Genomic DNA, 16,494 nt, shown 5'->3' on the forward strand with positions numbered 1-16,494 from the left:
GCTCCGCCTACTCCGCGCCCGCCGCCGACGCGCGGCGGGCGCGCGCCCTGGGCACGGGGCCCGGCGCCCGAGCCCGCCCCGGCCCGCCCAGTCGGCCCTCCGGCTCGGCAGCCCACGCCCCCGCCTGCGCATGGTCAGCGTCGCCCTGACCCTCGTCCTGCTCGTCTTCGTCGTCCGGCTGCTCCAGGTCCAGGCCGTCGACGCCAGCGCCTACGCCGCGAAGGCCGAGCAGAACCGCTACGTGGTGCACACCCTGACCGCCGAGCGCGGCGGGATCACCGACCGGAGCGGCGTCTCCCTCGCCGTCAGCGAGGACGCGGACGACATCACCGCCGACCCGACGATGTTCACCCGTAAGCAGCTGGGCATCGACGACGGCCCCGAGCAGGCCGCCGCGCTCCTCGCGCCGATCCTCGGCCGGGACCAGGCCGACCTGGTCGGCAAGCTGCGCCCGGCGAACAAGGAGCTGCGCTACGTCAAGCTGGCCGGCCGGCAGACCCCGCAGGTCTGGAAGCAGATCAAGGATCTCAGGAGCGCGCTCGCCCAGAAGGCCCAGACGGACAAGTCCACCGTCAACGTGCTGGCCGGGGTCTTCTCCGACCCCAGCAGCCAGCGCGTGTACCCGGGCGGCGACCTCGCCGCCGGGATACTGGGCTGGGTCAACGCCGAGGGCAAGGGCGGCGGCGGCATCGAGCAGCAGCTGGACAAGGAGCTGGCCGGCAAGGACGGCAAGATCCGCTACGCCCAGGCCGGCGGCCGTCAGGTGCCCACCGCGGGCTCCACCGAGACCCCCGCGGTGCCCGGCTCCGACATCGAGCTGACCATCGACCGCGACATCCAGTGGGCCGCGCAGAACGCCATCACCGAGCAGGTCAAGAAGTCCAAGGCCGACCGCGGCTATGTGATCGTCCAGGACACCCGCACCGGCGAGATCCTCGCCCTGGCCAACTCGCCCGGCTTCGACCCCAACGATCTGTCGAAGGCCAATGCGTCGGCGATGGGCAACGCGGCCCTCCAGGACGCCTACGAGCCCGGCTCCACCGCGAAGGTCATGTCGATGGCGGCCGTGCTGGAGGAGAACGCCGCCACCCCGCTCACGCATGTCGTCGTGCCCAACCGGCTGCACCGCGGCGACCGGCTCTTCCAGGACGACGTCGACCACGCGACCTGGTATCTCACGCTCAACGGAGTGCTGGCCAAGTCCAGCAACATCGGCACCATCCTCGCCACCGGCCAGCTCGGCAAGACCCAGCCGGAGGCCAACCGGATCCTCTACTCCTATCTGCGCAAGTTCGGCATCGGCGGCTACACCGGCCTCGGCTTCCCCGGCGAGACCAAGGGCATCCTGGCCGCCCCCGACGACTGGTCGACGTCGCAGCAGTACACGATCCCTTTCGGCCAGGGTTTCTCCATCAACGCCATGCAGGCCGCCTCCGTGTACTCGACGATCGCCAACGGCGGCGTCCGCGTCGAGCCGACCGTGGTGCGCGGTGAGAGAGGGGCCGACGGGCGCTTCACCCCGGCCCCGCAGCCCAAGAAGACCCGGGTGGTCAGCGAGAAGACGGCCCAGACCCTCGCCCAGATGCTGGAGTCCGTCGTCGACGACGAGCAGGGCACCGGCGTCAAGGCCCGCATCCCCGGCTACCGGGTCGCGGGCAAGACCGGCACCGCCAACCGCGTGGATCCGGCCACCGGAAAGTACCGCGGCTACACATCGTCGTTCGCCGGATTCGCACCCGCGGACAACCCCCGGATCACCGTCTACTGCGCGATCCAGAACGCCACCTCCGGCAGCTACTTCGGCGGCCAGATCTGCGGGCCCGTCTACAAGGAGGTGATGGAGTTCGCCCTGAAGACCCTCCAGGTCCCGCCGACCGGCGCCAAGGCCGCCAACCTGCCCGTGACCTACAAGCCCTGATCAGCACCTCCGGGAACGACCACCAGGAACCAGCCCGTGACAACGATCACTCCCGACCCCGGGAACCACACACCCCCCGCGCCCTCGCTTCGCTCCGGGGCAGCCGCGCCCGGTACGCTCACCGCCGTGCCACACGCTGATCAGTCCCAAACCACCCAGAAGGGCGCTTCCGTGAGGTGTCCGGGGCCGCCACGACCGGTTCAGGTCTCCGCCACATCCCTCGCGGAGCTCGCCGATCAGCTGGGTGCCGCCGCACCGGCCGGCGCCGCCGAGGTCACGGGCATCACCCATGACTCGCGTGCCGTCCGCCCCGGCGACCTGTACGCCGCCCTGCCCGGCGCTCGCCTGCACGGCGCCGACTTCGTCACCCAGGCCGCCGGTCTCGGCGCGGTCGCCGTGCTGACCGACCCGGCGGGCGCCGAGCGCGCCGCCGCGTCCGGCCTGCCGGTCCTGGTGGTCGACGACCCGCGCGCGCGGATGGGCGCGCTCGCGGCCACGATCTACGGCGCCCCGGGCCGCGACCTGCTCCAGATCGGCATCACCGGCACCTCCGGCAAGACCACCACCGCCTACCTCGTCGAGGGCGGCCTGCGCACCGTCAGGTCCACCGGACTGATCGGCACGGTCGAGACGCGCATCGGCGACGAGCGCATCAAGTCCGAGCGCACCACCCCCGAAGCCACCGATCTGCAGGCCCTGTTCGCCGTCATGCGCGAACGCGGCGTGGACGCGGTGGCCATGGAGGTCTCCAGCCACGCCCTGGTCCTCGGCCGGGTCGACGGCTGTGTCTTCGACGTCGCCGTCTTCACCAACCTCAGCCCCGAGCACATGGAGTTCCACTCCGACATGGAGGACTACTTCGGTGCCAAGGCGCAGTTGTTCACGCCCGCGCGCAGCAGGCTCGGCGTGATCAACACCGATGACGCGTACGGCCGCAGGCTCGCCGAGGAGGCATCCGTCCCGGTCGTCACCTACTCCGCCGAGGGCCACCCCGACGCGGACTGGCGCGCCGAGGACGTGCGGATCGGCCCCCTGGACTCGACGTTCACCGTGCTCGGCCCGCGGGGCGAGCGGATCGCCGCCAGGTCGCCGCTGCCCGGCCCGTTCAATGTGGCCAACACGCTCGCCGCCGTCGTCGCGCTCGCCGCCGCGGGCATCGACCCGCAGGCCGCGGCCGACGGCGTCGCCGCCGTACCGGGCGTGCCCGGCCGGCTGGAGCGTGTGGACGCCGGGCAGTCGTATCTCGCGGTCGTCGACTACGCCCACAAGACCGACGCCGTCGAATCGGTCCTCAAGGCCCTGCGGAAGGTCACCAAGGGCCATCTGCACGTCGTCCTCGGCTGCGGCGGTGACCGTGACCAGAACAAGCGCGCCCCGATGGGCGCCGCCGCGGCCCGGCTCGCCGACACGGCCGTACTGACCTCCGACAACCCCCGCTCCGAGGATCCCCTGGCGATCCTCGCCACCATGCTCGCAGGCGCCGCGTCCGTGCCCGCCCACGAGCGCGGCGAGGTGCTTCTCTTCGAGGACCGGGCCGCCGCGATCGCCGCCGCGGTCGGCCGGGCACGGCCCGGGGACACCGTGCTGGTCGCGGGCAAGGGCCACGAGCAGGGCCAGGACATCGCCGGGGTGGTGCGTCCCTTCGACGACCGCCAGGTGCTTCGCGAAGCTATCCAGCAGACCCAGGGATGAACTTGTGATCGCCCTCTCTCTCGCCGAGATCGCAGCAGTCGTCGGCGGGCAGACGCACGACATACCGGATCCGTCCGTACAGGTCACCGGGCCGGTCGTCCGGGACTCCCGTGAGGTGGAGCCCGGCAGCCTGTTCGCCGCCTTCGTCGGCGAGCACGTCGACGGCCACGACTTCGCGCGAGCGGTCGTCGAGGCGGGCGCGGTCGCCGTACTGGCGTCGCGCCCCGTCGGGGTGCCCGCGGTCGTCGTCGCGGACGTCCAGAGCGCCCTCGGCGCCCTCGCCCGGCACGTCGTGGCCCGCCTCGGTGCCACCCTGGTGGCCCTCACCGGCTCCGCGGGCAAGACCAGCACGAAGGACCTCGTCGCGCAGGTGCTGCGCAGCAAGGCGCCGACCGTGTTCACGCCAGGCTCCCTGAACAACGAGATCGGGCTGCCGCTGACCGCCCTGTCCGCCACCGAGGAGACGAAGTTCCTCGTGCTGGAGATGGGCGCCCGCAAGATCGGCCACATCCGCTACCTCACCGGCCTCACCCCGCCGAGGATCGGCCTCGTCCTCAACGTCGGCACCGCCCACCTCGGCGAGTTCGGCGGCCGGGAGCAGATCGCGCAGGCGAAGGGCGAGCTGGTGGAGGCGCTGCCGGCGGCGGCGGACGGCGGCACGGCGGTCCTCAACGCCGACGATCCCCTCGTACGGGCCATGGCCTCCCGTACGAAGGCGAAGGTGCTCCTTTTCGGAGAGTCGGGCGAAGCGGACGTACGCGCCGAGAACGTGCGACTCACGGACAGCGGACAGCCCTCGTTCAGGCTTCACACACCCTCCGGTGCAAGCGATGTGACCATGCGCCTGTACGGTGAGCACCACGTGTCGAACGCGCTCGCCGCGGCCGCCGTCGCCCATGAGCTGGGCATGTCCGCGAAAGAGATCGCCACCGCGCTCTCCGAGGCGGGCACCCTCTCCCGCTGGCGGATGGAGGTCACCGAGCGCCCGGACGGCGTGACCATCGTCAACGACGCCTACAACGCCAACCCCGAGTCCATGCGGGCCGCCCTGCGCGCGCTGGCAGCCATGGGCAAGGGGCGCCGCACGTGGGCGGTGCTCGGCAAGATGGCCGAGCTGGGGGACGAGGCGCTCGCCGAGCACGACGCCGTCGGGCGGCTTGCCGTCCGGCTCAACGTCAGCAAGCTCGTCGCGGTCGGGGGCAGGGAAGCGTCCTGGCTGCAACTGGGCGCATATAACGAGGGTTCGTGGGGTGAGGAGTCGGTGCACGTGTCCGACGCACAGGCGGCGGTCGACCTGGTGCGCAGCGAGTTGCGCCCGGGAGACGTCGTACTCGTGAAGGCGTCCCGTTCGGTCGGTCTGGAGAGCGTCGCCCAGGCGCTGCTCGCGACCGGTGCCGAGGGTGAGGTCGCTGCCCGATGATGAAGCAAATCCTGTTCGCAGGAGTCATTGGTCTGTTCCTCACGCTGGTCGGCACCCCGCTGCTGATCAAGCTCCTGGCCCGCAAGGGCTATGGGCAGTACATCCGCGACGACGGCCCGCGCGAGCACGCCAGCAAGCGCGGTACGCCGACGATGGGTGGTATCGCCTTCATCCTGGCGACGGTCGCCGCCTACTTCCTGTCGAAGCTGATCACGACCTGGACCACCGACCGGGCGGCCACGCCGACCTTCTCCGGTGTGCTGGTCCTCGGCCTGATGGTCGGCATGGGCCTGGTCGGCTTCCTGGACGACTACATCAAGATCGTCAAGCGGCGCTCGCTGGGTCTGCGGGCCAAGGCGAAGATGGCGGGCCAGCTGCTCGGCGGCATCGCCTTCGCGGTGCTCTCGCTCCAGTTCGCGGACGCCCGCGGCAACACCCCGGCCTCCACGAAGCTGTCGTTCATCACCGACTTCGGCTGGACGATCGGCCCGGTGCTGTTCGTCGTCTGGGCGCTGTTCATGATCCTCGCGATGTCGAACGGCGTGAACCTCACCGACGGTCTCGACGGCCTCGCCACCGGTGCCTCCGTGCTCGTCTTCGGCGCGTACACGTTCATCGGCGTCTGGCAGTTCCAGGAGTCCTGCGCCAACGCGACGACCCTGACCAACCCCAACGCCTGTTACGAGGTGCGCGATCCGCTCGACCTCGCGGTCGTCTCCTCCGCGCTGATGGGTGCCTGCCTCGGCTTCCTGTGGTGGAATACCTCGCCGGCGAAGATCTTCATGGGCGACACCGGTTCGCTGGCGCTCGGCGGTGTGCTCGCGGGCCTCGCGATCTGCTCCCGCACCGAGCTGCTGATGGCCATCCTCGGTGGCCTGTTCGTGCTCATCACCATGTCGGTGGTCATCCAGGTCGGCTCCTTCCGGCTCACCGGGAAGCGGGTCTTCCGGATGGCACCGCTCCAACATCACTTCGAACTCAAGGGCTGGTCCGAAGTCCTAGTGGTGGTCCGATTCTGGATCATTCAAGGCATCTGTGTGATTGTCGGACTGGGCCTCTTCTACGCGGGATGGGCAGCGGACAAGTGACCGACTGGCAGGGCAGGAATGTCACCGTCGCGGGACTCGGCGTCTCCGGCGTCCCGGCGGCCAAGGTGCTGCACGGCCTCGGCGCGCACGTCACCGTGGTCGACGACGGCGACGACGAGCGGGCCCGTGCCCAGGCGGCCGAGCTGACGGCGCTGGGCGTGACCGTGCGCCTCGGCGACGGTGCCACCCTGCCCGAGGGCACCGACCTCATCGTCACCGCGCCCGGCTGGCGGCCGGACAAGCCGCTGTTCGCCGCAGCCGAACGGGCCGGTGTGCCCGTCTGGGGCGACGTGGAGCTGGCCTGGCGGCTGCGCGGCCCCGACGCGGCGCCCTGGCTTGCCGTCACCGGCACCAACGGCAAGACCACGACCGTGCGGATGCTCGCCGCCATCCTGGAGGCGGCGGGCCTGCGCACCGCCGCCGTGGGCAACATCGGCGTCTCCCTGCTCGACGCGGTCCTCGGCGACGAGGAGTACGACGTACTCGCCGTGGAGCTGTCCAGCTACCAGTTGCACTGGGCGACCTCGCCGCGCGCCCACTCGGCCGCCGTGCTGAACCTGGCACCGGACCACCTCGACTGGCACGGCTCCATGGAGGCGTACGCCGCCGACAAGGGCCGCGTCTACGAGGGCAATCGGGTCGCCTGCGTCTACAACGCGGCCGACAAGGCCACCGAGGACCTGGTGCGCGCCGCGGACGTCGAGGAGGGCTGCCGGGCCGTCGGGTTCACGTTCGGCGCCCCGGCCCCGTCCCAACTCGGCGTCGTGGACGGCATCCTGGTCGACCGCGCCTTTGTGGCGGACCGGCAGCGCAACGCCCAGGAACTGGCGGAGGTCTCCGACATCGACCCGCCCGTCCCGCACAACATCGCCAACGCCCTTGCCGCCGCGGCCCTCGCGCGCGCCTTCGGCGTGCCCGCCAAGGCCGTACGGGACGGCCTGCGGGCCTTCACTCCCGACGCCCACCGCATCGCGCACGTGGCCGACGTGGACGGCGTCGCGTACGTCGACGACTCCAAGGCCACCAACACGCATGCGGCAGAAGCCTCGTTGGCGGCCTACGAGTCCGTCGTCTGGATCGCCGGCGGCCTCGCGAAGGGCGCGGCCTTCGACGAACTCGTCGCCGGGGCGGCTGCGCGGCTGCGCGGCGTGGTCCTGATCGGCGCGGACCGTGCCCGGATCCGTGAAGCCCTCGCGCGACACGCGCCGGAAGTACCCGTGGTCGACCTCGGCCGGACCGACACTGGGGCGATGCTCCAGGCGGTCCAGGAGGCGACGCGGCTCGCGCGGCCCGGCGACACGGTGCTGCTCGCCCCGGCCTGTGCCTCCATGGACATGTTCACCAACTACAACAAGCGCGGTGACGCGTTCGCGGCGGCGGTGCGCGAACTCGGCGCGGGCGCCTGACGGCGGTACTCGGCCACGGCGGGTGCTCCGGGACCCATGGAGGGACGCGTGACTCGGATGTGGCTGCCGGCGCTCGGACGGACCGGGGCGCCCCCCGGCGGGCGGCTCCCCCGTGGCCGGGCAGGAGTCGGCGATGCCCGGTAGCCGTACGGGCCGTCCTCCGGTGCAGCGGTCCGTACGGCGCCCCGCGCCCCCCAGATCCCCCCGGGACAACCCGCTGCGACGGCTGCGCGACCGCGCGAAGAGGGCCTGGGACCGGCCCCTCACCGCGTACTACCTGATCCTCGGCGGCAGCATGCTGATCACCGTGCTCGGTCTGGTGATGGTCTACTCGGCCTCCCAGATCAAGGCGTTGCAGCTGTCGCTGCCGGGGTCGTACTTCTTCCGCAAGCAGTTCCTGGCCGCCGTCATCGGCGGCGGACTGCTGTTCGCCGCCTCCCGCATGCCGGTGAAGCTGCACCGGGCGCTGGCCTACCCGATCATCGCGGGCGCCGTCTTTCTGATGGCTCTGGTACAGGTGCCGGGGATAGGGATGGCGGTCAACGGCAACCAGAACTGGATCTCCCTCGGCGGCTCGTTCCAGATCCAGCCGAGCGAGTTCGGCAAGCTGGCGCTGGTGCTGTGGGGCGCCGACCTGATCGCGCGCAAGCAGGACAAGAAGCTGCTGGCCCAGTGGAAGCACATGCTGGTGCCGCTCGTCCCGGTCACCTTCCTGCTGCTCGGGCTGATCATGCTCGGCGGCGACATGGGAACCGCGATCATCCTGACCGCGATCCTGTTCGGGCTGCTGTGGCTCGCGGGGGCGCCGACCCGGCTGTTCGTCGGCGTGCTGTCGATCGCCGCCACGCTCGGTGTGATCCTCATCAAGACGAGCGACAACCGGATGGCCCGCCTCGCCTGCGTCGGCGCCACCGAACCCAAGGAGGGCGTCGCCGACTGCTGGCAGGCCGTGCACGGCATCTACGCCCTCGCCTCCGGCGGACTGTTCGGCTCCGGTCTCGGCGCGAGTGTGGAAAAATGGGGCCAACTCCCCGAAGCCCACACCGACTTCATCTTCGCCGTCACCGGTGAGGAACTGGGCCTCGCGGGGACGCTGTCGGTACTGGCCCTCTTCGCGGCTCTAGGCTATGCGGGTATCCGCGTGGCCGGACGCACGGAGGACCCCTTCGTGAGGTACGCCGCGGGAGGCGTGACCACCTGGATCACCGCCCAGGCGGTGATCAACATCGGTGCGGTGCTCGGCCTGCTGCCGATCGCCGGCGTCCCGCTCCCGCTGTTCTCCTACGGAGGATCCGCCCTGCTGCCGACCATGTTCGCCATCGGGCTGCTGATCGCCTTCGCGCGCGACGAGCCCGCTGCGCGAGCGGCGCTTGCGATGCGGCAACCTCGCTTTGGTAGAAAGCGGGCGGGGGGCGCCGGCTTCGGCCGGGGGCCTCGGAGATGGAACACGATGCGACGGCGTGCCTCGGCGGCGCGTTCGTCCGGAGAGCGGTGAATTTCGGTGCATGTCGTACTCGCCGGCGGGGGCACCGCGGGCCACATCGAGCCCGCGCTCGCCCTCGCGGACGCCTTGCGCAGGCAGGACCCGACCGTGGGGATCACGGCCCTGGGCACGGAGCGCGGCCTGGAGACCAGGCTCGTTCCCGAGCGCGGCTACGAGCTGGCGCTGATCCCCGCGGTACCGCTGCCGCGCAAGCCCACTCCCGAACTGATCACCGTCCCGGGCCGGCTGCGCGGCACCATCAAGGCGGCCGAGCAGATCCTGGAACGCACCAAGGCGGACGCCGTCGTCGGCTTCGGCGGCTATGTCGCCCTGCCCGGCTATCTGGCCGCCAAGCGCCTCGGCGTCCCGATCGTGATCCACGAGGCCAACGCCCGCCCCGGCCTGGCCAACAAGATCGGTTCCCGGTACGCGGCCCAGGTCGCCGTCTCCACCCCGGACAGCAAGCTGCGCGGCGCCCGCTACATCGGCATCCCGCTGCGCCGCTCCATCGCGACCCTGGACCGCGCCGCCGCGCGCCCGGAGGCCCGCGCGATGTTCGGTCTTGACCCGAACCTGCCGACGCTGCTCGTCTCCGGCGGCTCGCAGGGCGCCCGCCGCCTCAACGAGGTGGTCCAACAGGTCGCTCCCTGGCTCCAGCAGGCCGGCATCCAGATCCTGCACGCGGTCGGCCCGAAGAACGAACTGCCGCAGGTCCACCAGATGCCGGGAATGCCCCCCTATATCCCGGTAAGTTACCTGGACCGGATGGACCTCGCGTACGCCGCGGCCGATGTGATGCTCTGCCGCGCGGGTGCGATGACCGTCGCCGAACTCTCCGCCGTCGGACTACCGGCCGTCTATGTCCCGCTGCCCATCGGCAACGGCGAACAGCGCCTGAACGCCCAGCCGGTGGTGAAGGCCGGCGGCGGGCTCCTCGTCGACGACGCGGAACTCACGCCCGAGTGGGTGCAGCAGAACGTCCTGCCCGTGCTCGCCGATCCGCACCGGCTGTACGAGATGTCCCGCGCGGCGGGCGAGTTCGGCCGCCGGGACGCCGACGACCTGCTCGTCGGCATGGTGTACGAGGCGATCGCCTCACACCGTCGCCAGTAACCGATCGGCGAGTGAGCCGAAGGGATGCGCCGGTGTCGAGAGGTCGAGCGCGCACAGGCCCGAAGGGCTGAGCACGGTCGGGCTCTCGGCACCGGCTGAGGCGCCCCGGAGGTGAACCGAGCCAAGAACAGGGAGCAAGCGTGGCCGGACCGACCACCGCCGAGCGCGGTGCACGCCAGCGGGAGTCGTCCGGCCCGCCGCCCGCCCGACGGTCGAGGAGGCCCCGTCTTCGTACGATCGTCATCCTGGCCATGGCGGCCGTGCTCCTTGGGGGCGGTGCCGTCTGGCTGCTGTACGGCTCGTCGTGGCTGCGCGTGGAACGGGTCTCCGTCTCCGGGACCCGGGTGCTGACGCCCGCTCAGGTGCGTACGGCCGCCGCCCTTCCGGTCGGGGCACCGCTGGTGTCGGTCGACACCGATGCGGTCGAGGCCCGACTGCGCAGGAAACTGCCCCGAATTGACACGGTCGACGTCGTCCGGTCATGGCCGCAGGGAATCGGGCTGAAGGTGACCGAGCGCACTCCGGTTCTGGTCATGAAGAAGGGCGGGGACTTCGTGGAAGTGGACGACAAAGGTGTCCGTTTCGCCATGGTTCCCCAAGCGCCGAAAGGCGTTCCCGCACTGGAATTGATCGTGTCCCGGACCGGTTCGGGCGCGGCCGGCCTGCGGCGTTTCGGTACCGACGGGCTGGTGCGCGAGGCGGTGCGGGCCGCCGCCGACATTCCGGCCGCCGTCGCCCATGCCACCCGGACCGTCAAGGTCCGTTCCTACGACGACATCACACTGGAGTTGAGCGACGGCCGCACCGTCGGGTGGGGGAGCGCCGAGAACGGCCCGGCGAAGGCCCGTACACTCACCGCTCTCATGAAAGCCGCACCCGATGCGCGGCACTTCGACGTCACCGTTCCCACCGCCCCCGCGTCAGCGGGCAGTTGACGCACATCAGCGCAGGCCAGCACCCTGGGTGGGCACTGCTATGGCTGATCACATAGGGTGAAAAGAAAAACGGGAGGTTCGGCGTGTTCGTTGAACGTGCGCCACTTGTCGACTTAGTGTCCTGTTCGGAAGAGTCCTAGGAACAGGCACACTGGTAACCCTAAACTTCAGCGTTAGGGTTCGGGTCGGCGTTCGGACCGTCCCATTCGGCATCAGTCGTCGGATCGCGGCAAGGCCGCGAGGCGGCGACACGTAATCGAGGCGAGAGGCCTTCGACGTGGCAGCACCGCAGAACTACCTCGCAGTCATCAAAGTCATCGGTGTCGGCGGCGGTGGTGTCAATGCCATCAACCGGATGATCGAAGTCGGTCTCAAGGGCGTCGAGTTCATCGCCATCAACACCGACGCGCAGGCGCTGTTGATGAGCGACGCCGACGTCAAGCTCGACGTCGGCCGCGAACTCACCCGCGGACTCGGCGCGGGCGCCAACCCGGCCGTCGGCCGCAAGGCCGCCGAGGATCACCGCGAGGAGATCGAGGAGGTCCTCAAGGGGGCCGACATGGTCTTCGTGACGGCCGGTGAAGGCGGCGGCACCGGCACCGGCGGCGCGCCCGTCGTGGCCAACATCGCACGCTCCCTGGGCGCCCTCACCATCGGCGTGGTCACCCGCCCGTTCACCTTCGAGGGCCGGCGCCGCGCGAACCAGGCCGAGGACGGCATCGCCGAACTCCGCGAAGAGGTCGACACCCTCATCGTCATCCCGAACGACCGGCTGCTGTCCATCTCGGACCGCCAGGTCTCGGTGCTCGACGCCTTCAAGTCGGCCGACCAGGTCCTGCTCTCCGGTGTCCAGGGCATCACCGACCTCATCACCACGCCCGGCCTGATCAACCTCGACTTCGCCGACGTGAAGTCGGTCATGTCCGAGGCCGGCAGCGCCCTCATGGGCATCGGCTCGGCCCGCGGCGACGACCGCGCGGTGGCCGCCGCCGAGATGGCGATCTCCTCGCCGCTGCTGGAAGCCTCCATCGACGGCGCCCGGGGTGTCCTGCTCTCCATCTCCGGCGGCTCCGACCTCGGCCTGTTCGAGATCAACGAGGCCGCCCAGCTGGTCAGCGAGGCGGCCCACCCCGAGGCCAACATCATCTTCGGCGCGGTCATCGACGACGCCCTCGGCGACGAGGTGCGGGTCACCGTGATCGCGGCCGGCTTCGACGGCGGCCAGCCGCCCGCCCGCCGGGAGAACATGCTCGGCTCGGCCTCCTCACCGGGGCGCCGCGAGGAGCCCGCCCCGGCCCGGCAGCCCGAGAGCCGCTCGTCCTTCGGCTCGCTCGGCAGCGTCACCCCGAAGGAGGAGCCGGAGCCCGCGCCCGCCCCGGTCAACGAGGCCCCCATCGCCCCGCCCATCCCCCCGGCGCCGCGGACCTACGCGGACAGCGCGGTCGAGGAGCTGGACGTGCCGGACTTCCTGAAGTGATAGGACAGCGCGGGACCGCGAACGGCGCGCACTTCGGCTTCACCGACAGGTGGGGCGGGGTGAGCGCCGTTCCGTACGAGGAGCTGAACCTCGGGGGAGCGGTCGGCGACGACCCCGACGTCGTACGCACCAACCGCGAACTGGCCGCCAAGGCGCTGGGGCTGGACCCGGCGCGGGTGGTGTGGATGAACCAGATCCACGGCGCCGGTGTCGCCGTGGTCGACGAACCCTGGGCGGACCGCCCGGCGCCGGAGGTCGACGCGATCGTCACCGTGCGGTCCGGGCTCGCGCTCGCCGTGCTCACCGCCGACTGCACGCCCCTCCTGCTCGCCGACCCCGTCGCCCGGGTCGCCGCCGCGGCCCACGCGGGCCGGCCCGGCCTGGTGGCCGGGGTGGTCCCCGCTGCGGTCCGAGCGATGATGGAACTGGGCGCGGACCCCGCCCGGATCGTCGCCCGCACCGGGCCCGCCGTCTGCGGCCGGTGCTACGAGGTGCCGGAGGCGATGCGCGCCGAGGTGAGCGCCGTCGAACCGGCGGCGCACTCCGAGACGAGTTGGGGCACACCGGCGGTCGACGTGAGCGCCGGCGTGCATGCGCAGCTCGAACGGCTCGGGGTGCGCGACCGGGCGCAGTCGCCGGTGTGCACACTGGAGTCGGACGATCACTTCTCGTACCGCCGCGACCGCACCACCGGGCGACTCGCGGGCTATGTGTGGCTGGACTGATGGGGCATGACAGACCGTAGGGCTGAACTCGCCGTAAATCTGGCGAAAGTGGAGGAACGAATCGCCGCGGCATGCGCGGCCGCCGGGCGCAAGCGGGAGGAGGTGACCCTGATCGTGGTGACCAAGACCTACCCGGCGAGCGACGTGCGGATCCTGTCGGAACTCGGTGTGCGTCATGTGGCGGAGAACCGCGACCAGGATGCCGCGCCCAAGGCCGCCGCCTGTTCGGATCTGCCTCTTGTGTGGCACTTTGTCGGTCAGTTGCAGACCAACAAGGTGCGTTCCGTGGTCGGTTACGCGGATGTCGTGCAGTCCGTCGATCGTTCCCGGCTTGTCACGGCGCTCTCGAAGGAGGCCGTGCGCGTCGGCCGCGAGGTGGGCTGCCTCATCCAGGTCGCGCTCGACGCGGCGGAGGCCGACCCGGCGGCGCCGGGCGGGGGCGCGAGGGGCGAGCGGGGCGGCGTGGCACCGGGCGGAATCGAAGAGTTGGCCGACCTCGTCGCCGGTGCTCCGGGTCTGCGGCTCGACGGGCTGATGACCGTCGCTCCGCTGGCCGGGGAGTACGCCGGGCGTCAACGCGCCGCGTTCGAGCGCTTGATGGATTTGTCGACCGACCTGCGCCGGGCCCATCCGGCTGCGAACATGGTCTCGGCAGGGATGAGTGCGGACCTCGAAGAGGCCGTGGCGGCCGGAGCGACACATGTGCGCGTCGGCACCGCGGTACTCGGAGTCCGCCCCAGGCTCGGGTAACGTCGCCAAGAAGTCGGACCACAGCAGAAAATATGGTCAATGTCGCCGAAAGGCGGCGCAACGACCTCGTGGATCGCGGGCACTTGGCAGTCGTCAGCCGATCCACCACAGAGCGGAGGACTCAGAGCATGGCCGGCGCGATGCGCAAGATGGCGGTCTACCTCGGCCTCGTGGAGGACGATGGGTACGACGGCCGCGGATTCGACCCCGATGACGACTTCGAGCCCGAACTTGACCCGGAGCCGGAGCGGGACCACCGACGGCACGAGCCGTCACACCAGTCGCACGGATCACATCAGTCCCAAAGGGATGAACCGGTGCGGGTGGTACAGCCGCCGGCACCACGCGAACCGGTGTCCCATTCCGCTTCGCTCTCCGCGGAATCGGGACGTCCAGCGCGTATCGCGCCCGTGGCATCCATCACACAAGAACGTCAGTCCCTGGAGAAGAGCGCGCCGGTGATCATGCCCAAGGTCGTGTCCGAACGTGAGCCTTACCGGATCACCACGCTTCATCCCCGGACCTACAACGAGGCCCGTACCATCGGGGAACACTTCCGTGAGGGCACTCCGGTGATCATGAATCTGACCGAGATGGATGACACCGACGCAAAGCGACTTGTCGACTTCGCGGCCGGATTGGTGTTTGGTCTTCATGGCAGCATCGAGCGAGTGACGCAGAAGGTGTTTCTGTTGTCGCCTGCTAACGTCGATGTCACGGCGGAGGACAAGGCCCGCATCGCAGAGGGCGGGTTCTTCAACCAGAGCTGAGACACAACACCGGACAGCGCACGGAAACAGGGGAGAGGGAAGCACGGATCATGAGCGTGTTCCTGGACGTCGTCTACATCGCGCTGATGTGCTTCCTCATCGTGCTCATCTTCCGGTTGGTCATGGACTACGTCTTCCAGTTCGCCCGCTCATGGCAACCCGGCAAGGCGATGGTGGTCGTTCTGGAGGCCACCTACACTGTCACCGATCCACCGCTCAAGCTCCTGCGACGGTTCATCCCGCCGCTGCGTCTCGGGGGCGTGGCGCTCGACCTGTCCTTCTTCGTACTGATGATCATCGTCTACATCCTGATCGCGATCGTGAGTCGGCTGTGAGCGATGTGAACTACCGTCTTGCCGAATGCCGACGACTACGTTGAGGTGAAGAGATGCCGTTGACCCCCGAGGACGTGCGGAACAAGCAGTTCACGACCGTCCGCCTCCGAGAAGGCTATGACGAGGACGAGGTCGATGCCTTCCTCGACGAGGTCGAATCCGAGCTGACCCGTCTGCTCCGCGAGAACGAGGACCTGCGCGCCAAGCTGGCGGCCGCCACGCGTGCCGCCGCCCAGAACCAGCAGAACATGCGCAAACCTCCGGAGCAGGACCAGCAACAGGGGATGCGAGGTCCGGGCGCTCCGGTGCCCGCCGGCATATCGGGCCCGCCGCAGCAGCAGATGGGTGGCCCCATGGGTGGCCCGCCCCAGCTGCCGAGCGGTGCCCCGCAACTGCCCCCCGGTCCCGGCGGTCAGGGCGGTCCGCAGGGTCCCGGCCCGATGGGTCAGGGTCCGATGGGTCAGGGACCTATGGGCCAAGGGCCTATGGGCCAAGGACCTATGGGTCAGGGCCCGATGAACCAAGGTCCGATGGGTCAGGGCCCGATGAACCAGGGCCCGATGGGTGGCCAGCCCCCCATGCAGCAGCAGATGGGCGGCCCGATGGGTGGCCCCATGGGCGGTCCGATGGGCGGCCCCGGTCAGGGCCCCGGTGGCGACAGCGCCGCCCGCGTCCTCTCGCTGGCCCAGCAGACCGCCGACCAGGCGATCGCCGAGGCCCGCTCCGAGGCCAACAAGATCGTCGGCGAGGCCCGCAGCCGCGCCGAGGGTCTGGAGCGTGACGCCCGTGCCAAGGCCGACGCCCTGGAGCGGGACGCGCAGGAGAAGCACCGGGTCGCGATGGGCTCGCTGGAGTCCGCGCGGGCCACGCTGGAGCGCAAGGTCGAGGACCTGCGCGGCTTCGAGCGCGAGTACCGCACGCGTCTGAAGTCGTACCTGGAGTCGCAGCTGCGTCAGCTGGAGACCCAGGCCGACGACTCGCTGGCCCCGCCGCGTGCTCCGGCCGCCGCCTCCCTGCCACCGTCCCCGGCGCCTTCCATGGCCCCGGCCGGCGCGAGCGCCCCGTCGTACGGCGGCAACCAGGCGATGGGTGGTCCGCCCGCGCCCTCCGCTCCGTCCTACGGCGGTCAGCAGCAGATGTCCCCGGCGATGACCCAGCCGATGGCTCCCGTCCGTCCGCAGGGTCCGTCCCCGATGGGCCAGGCCCCCTCGCCGATGCGCGGGTTCCTCATCGACGAGGACGACAACTGAGGGCCGCCGGACGGTAAGTAGTACGCCGTAGGCGTCGGCAGCGTTCACAGGGCGGGGCCCCGAATTTCGATTCGGGGCCCCGCCCTTGTGTTACGCGTGTTCACGGTATCTGCGGTGTCCGCGGTGAATTGA

The 16,494-nt window shown here is 70.5% G+C and carries 14 protein-coding genes; all 14 read left to right on the top strand.

The features are described from left to right. On the top strand, window positions 1–1,918 hold a 1,918-nt coding region (locus tag ACWEKM_RS11505; protein ID WP_451620955.1), incomplete at its 5' end, for a peptidoglycan D,D-transpeptidase FtsI family protein. A gap of 171 nt (window positions 1,919–2,089) precedes the next feature. After that, window positions 2,090–3,610, top strand: coding sequence for a UDP-N-acetylmuramoyl-L-alanyl-D-glutamate--2,6-diaminopimelate ligase (locus ACWEKM_RS11510; protein ID WP_451620956.1), 1,521 nt, complete (start codon window positions 2,090–2,092; stop codon window positions 3,608–3,610). Window positions 3,611–3,614: 4 nt separating this feature from the next. Then, window positions 3,615–5,030, top strand: coding sequence for a UDP-N-acetylmuramoyl-tripeptide--D-alanyl-D-alanine ligase (locus ACWEKM_RS11515; protein ID WP_451620957.1), 1,416 nt, complete (start codon window positions 3,615–3,617; stop codon window positions 5,028–5,030). Next, the gene (gene mraY / locus ACWEKM_RS11520) at window positions 5,030–6,118 is read left to right on the top strand and encodes a phospho-N-acetylmuramoyl-pentapeptide-transferase (RefSeq protein ID WP_451621025.1); all 1,089 of its coding nucleotides are present in this window, start codon (window positions 5,030–5,032) and stop codon (window positions 6,116–6,118) included. Before ACWEKM_RS11515 ends, mraY begins: the two co-directional genes overlap by 1 nt. Further along, complete coding sequence (gene murD / locus ACWEKM_RS11525; protein WP_451620958.1) at window positions 6,100–7,524, top strand: UDP-N-acetylmuramoyl-L-alanine--D-glutamate ligase; 1,425 nt, start codon at window positions 6,100–6,102, stop codon at window positions 7,522–7,524. The genes mraY and murD overlap by 19 nt, the downstream gene beginning before the upstream one ends. Before the next feature lie 133 nt (window positions 7,525–7,657). Then, a complete protein-coding gene (ftsW, locus tag ACWEKM_RS11530) occupies window positions 7,658–9,019 on the top strand; it encodes a putative lipid II flippase FtsW (protein WP_451620959.1) in 1,362 nt (453 codons plus the stop codon). A 6-nt stretch (window positions 9,020–9,025) separates the two neighbouring features. Continuing rightward, window positions 9,026–10,120, top strand: coding sequence for an undecaprenyldiphospho-muramoylpentapeptide beta-N-acetylglucosaminyltransferase (gene murG / locus ACWEKM_RS11535; protein ID WP_451620960.1), 1,095 nt, complete (start codon window positions 9,026–9,028; stop codon window positions 10,118–10,120). A gap of 140 nt (window positions 10,121–10,260) precedes the next feature. Beyond that, on the top strand, window positions 10,261–11,055 hold the full coding sequence (locus ACWEKM_RS11540) for a cell division protein FtsQ/DivIB (RefSeq protein ID WP_451620961.1): 795 nt from the start codon (window positions 10,261–10,263) through the stop codon (window positions 11,053–11,055). A 277-nt stretch (window positions 11,056–11,332) separates the two neighbouring features. Next, window positions 11,333–12,532, top strand: a complete 1,200-nt coding sequence (gene ftsZ, locus ACWEKM_RS11545) for a cell division protein FtsZ (RefSeq protein WP_451620962.1) — start codon at window positions 11,333–11,335, stop codon at window positions 12,530–12,532. Continuing rightward, a complete protein-coding gene (pgeF, locus tag ACWEKM_RS11550; protein WP_451620963.1) occupies window positions 12,529–13,257 on the top strand; it encodes a peptidoglycan editing factor PgeF in 729 nt (242 codons plus the stop codon). Before ftsZ ends, pgeF begins: the two co-directional genes overlap by 4 nt. Before the next feature lie 6 nt (window positions 13,258–13,263). Continuing rightward, on the top strand, window positions 13,264–14,007 hold the full coding sequence (locus tag ACWEKM_RS11555) for a YggS family pyridoxal phosphate-dependent enzyme (RefSeq protein ID WP_451620964.1): 744 nt from the start codon (window positions 13,264–13,266) through the stop codon (window positions 14,005–14,007). A gap of 128 nt (window positions 14,008–14,135) precedes the next feature. Continuing rightward, window positions 14,136–14,777: a cell division protein SepF gene (locus ACWEKM_RS11560; RefSeq protein WP_451620965.1), complete on the top strand. Its 642-nt coding sequence runs from the start codon at window positions 14,136–14,138 to the stop codon at window positions 14,775–14,777. A 50-nt stretch (window positions 14,778–14,827) separates the two neighbouring features. Further along, window positions 14,828–15,112: a YggT family protein gene (locus ACWEKM_RS11565; RefSeq protein ID WP_388720719.1), complete on the top strand. Its 285-nt coding sequence runs from the start codon at window positions 14,828–14,830 to the stop codon at window positions 15,110–15,112. 53 nt (window positions 15,113–15,165) lie between these two features. Beyond that, window positions 15,166–16,362 carry a DivIVA domain-containing protein gene (locus ACWEKM_RS11570; RefSeq protein WP_451620966.1) on the top strand — a complete coding sequence of 399 codons (1,197 nt, stop codon included), beginning with the start codon at window positions 15,166–15,168 and terminating at the stop codon, window positions 16,360–16,362. Window positions 16,363–16,494 lie beyond the last annotated feature (132 nt).

Source organism: Streptomyces sp. NPDC004752, assembly GCF_053601275.1.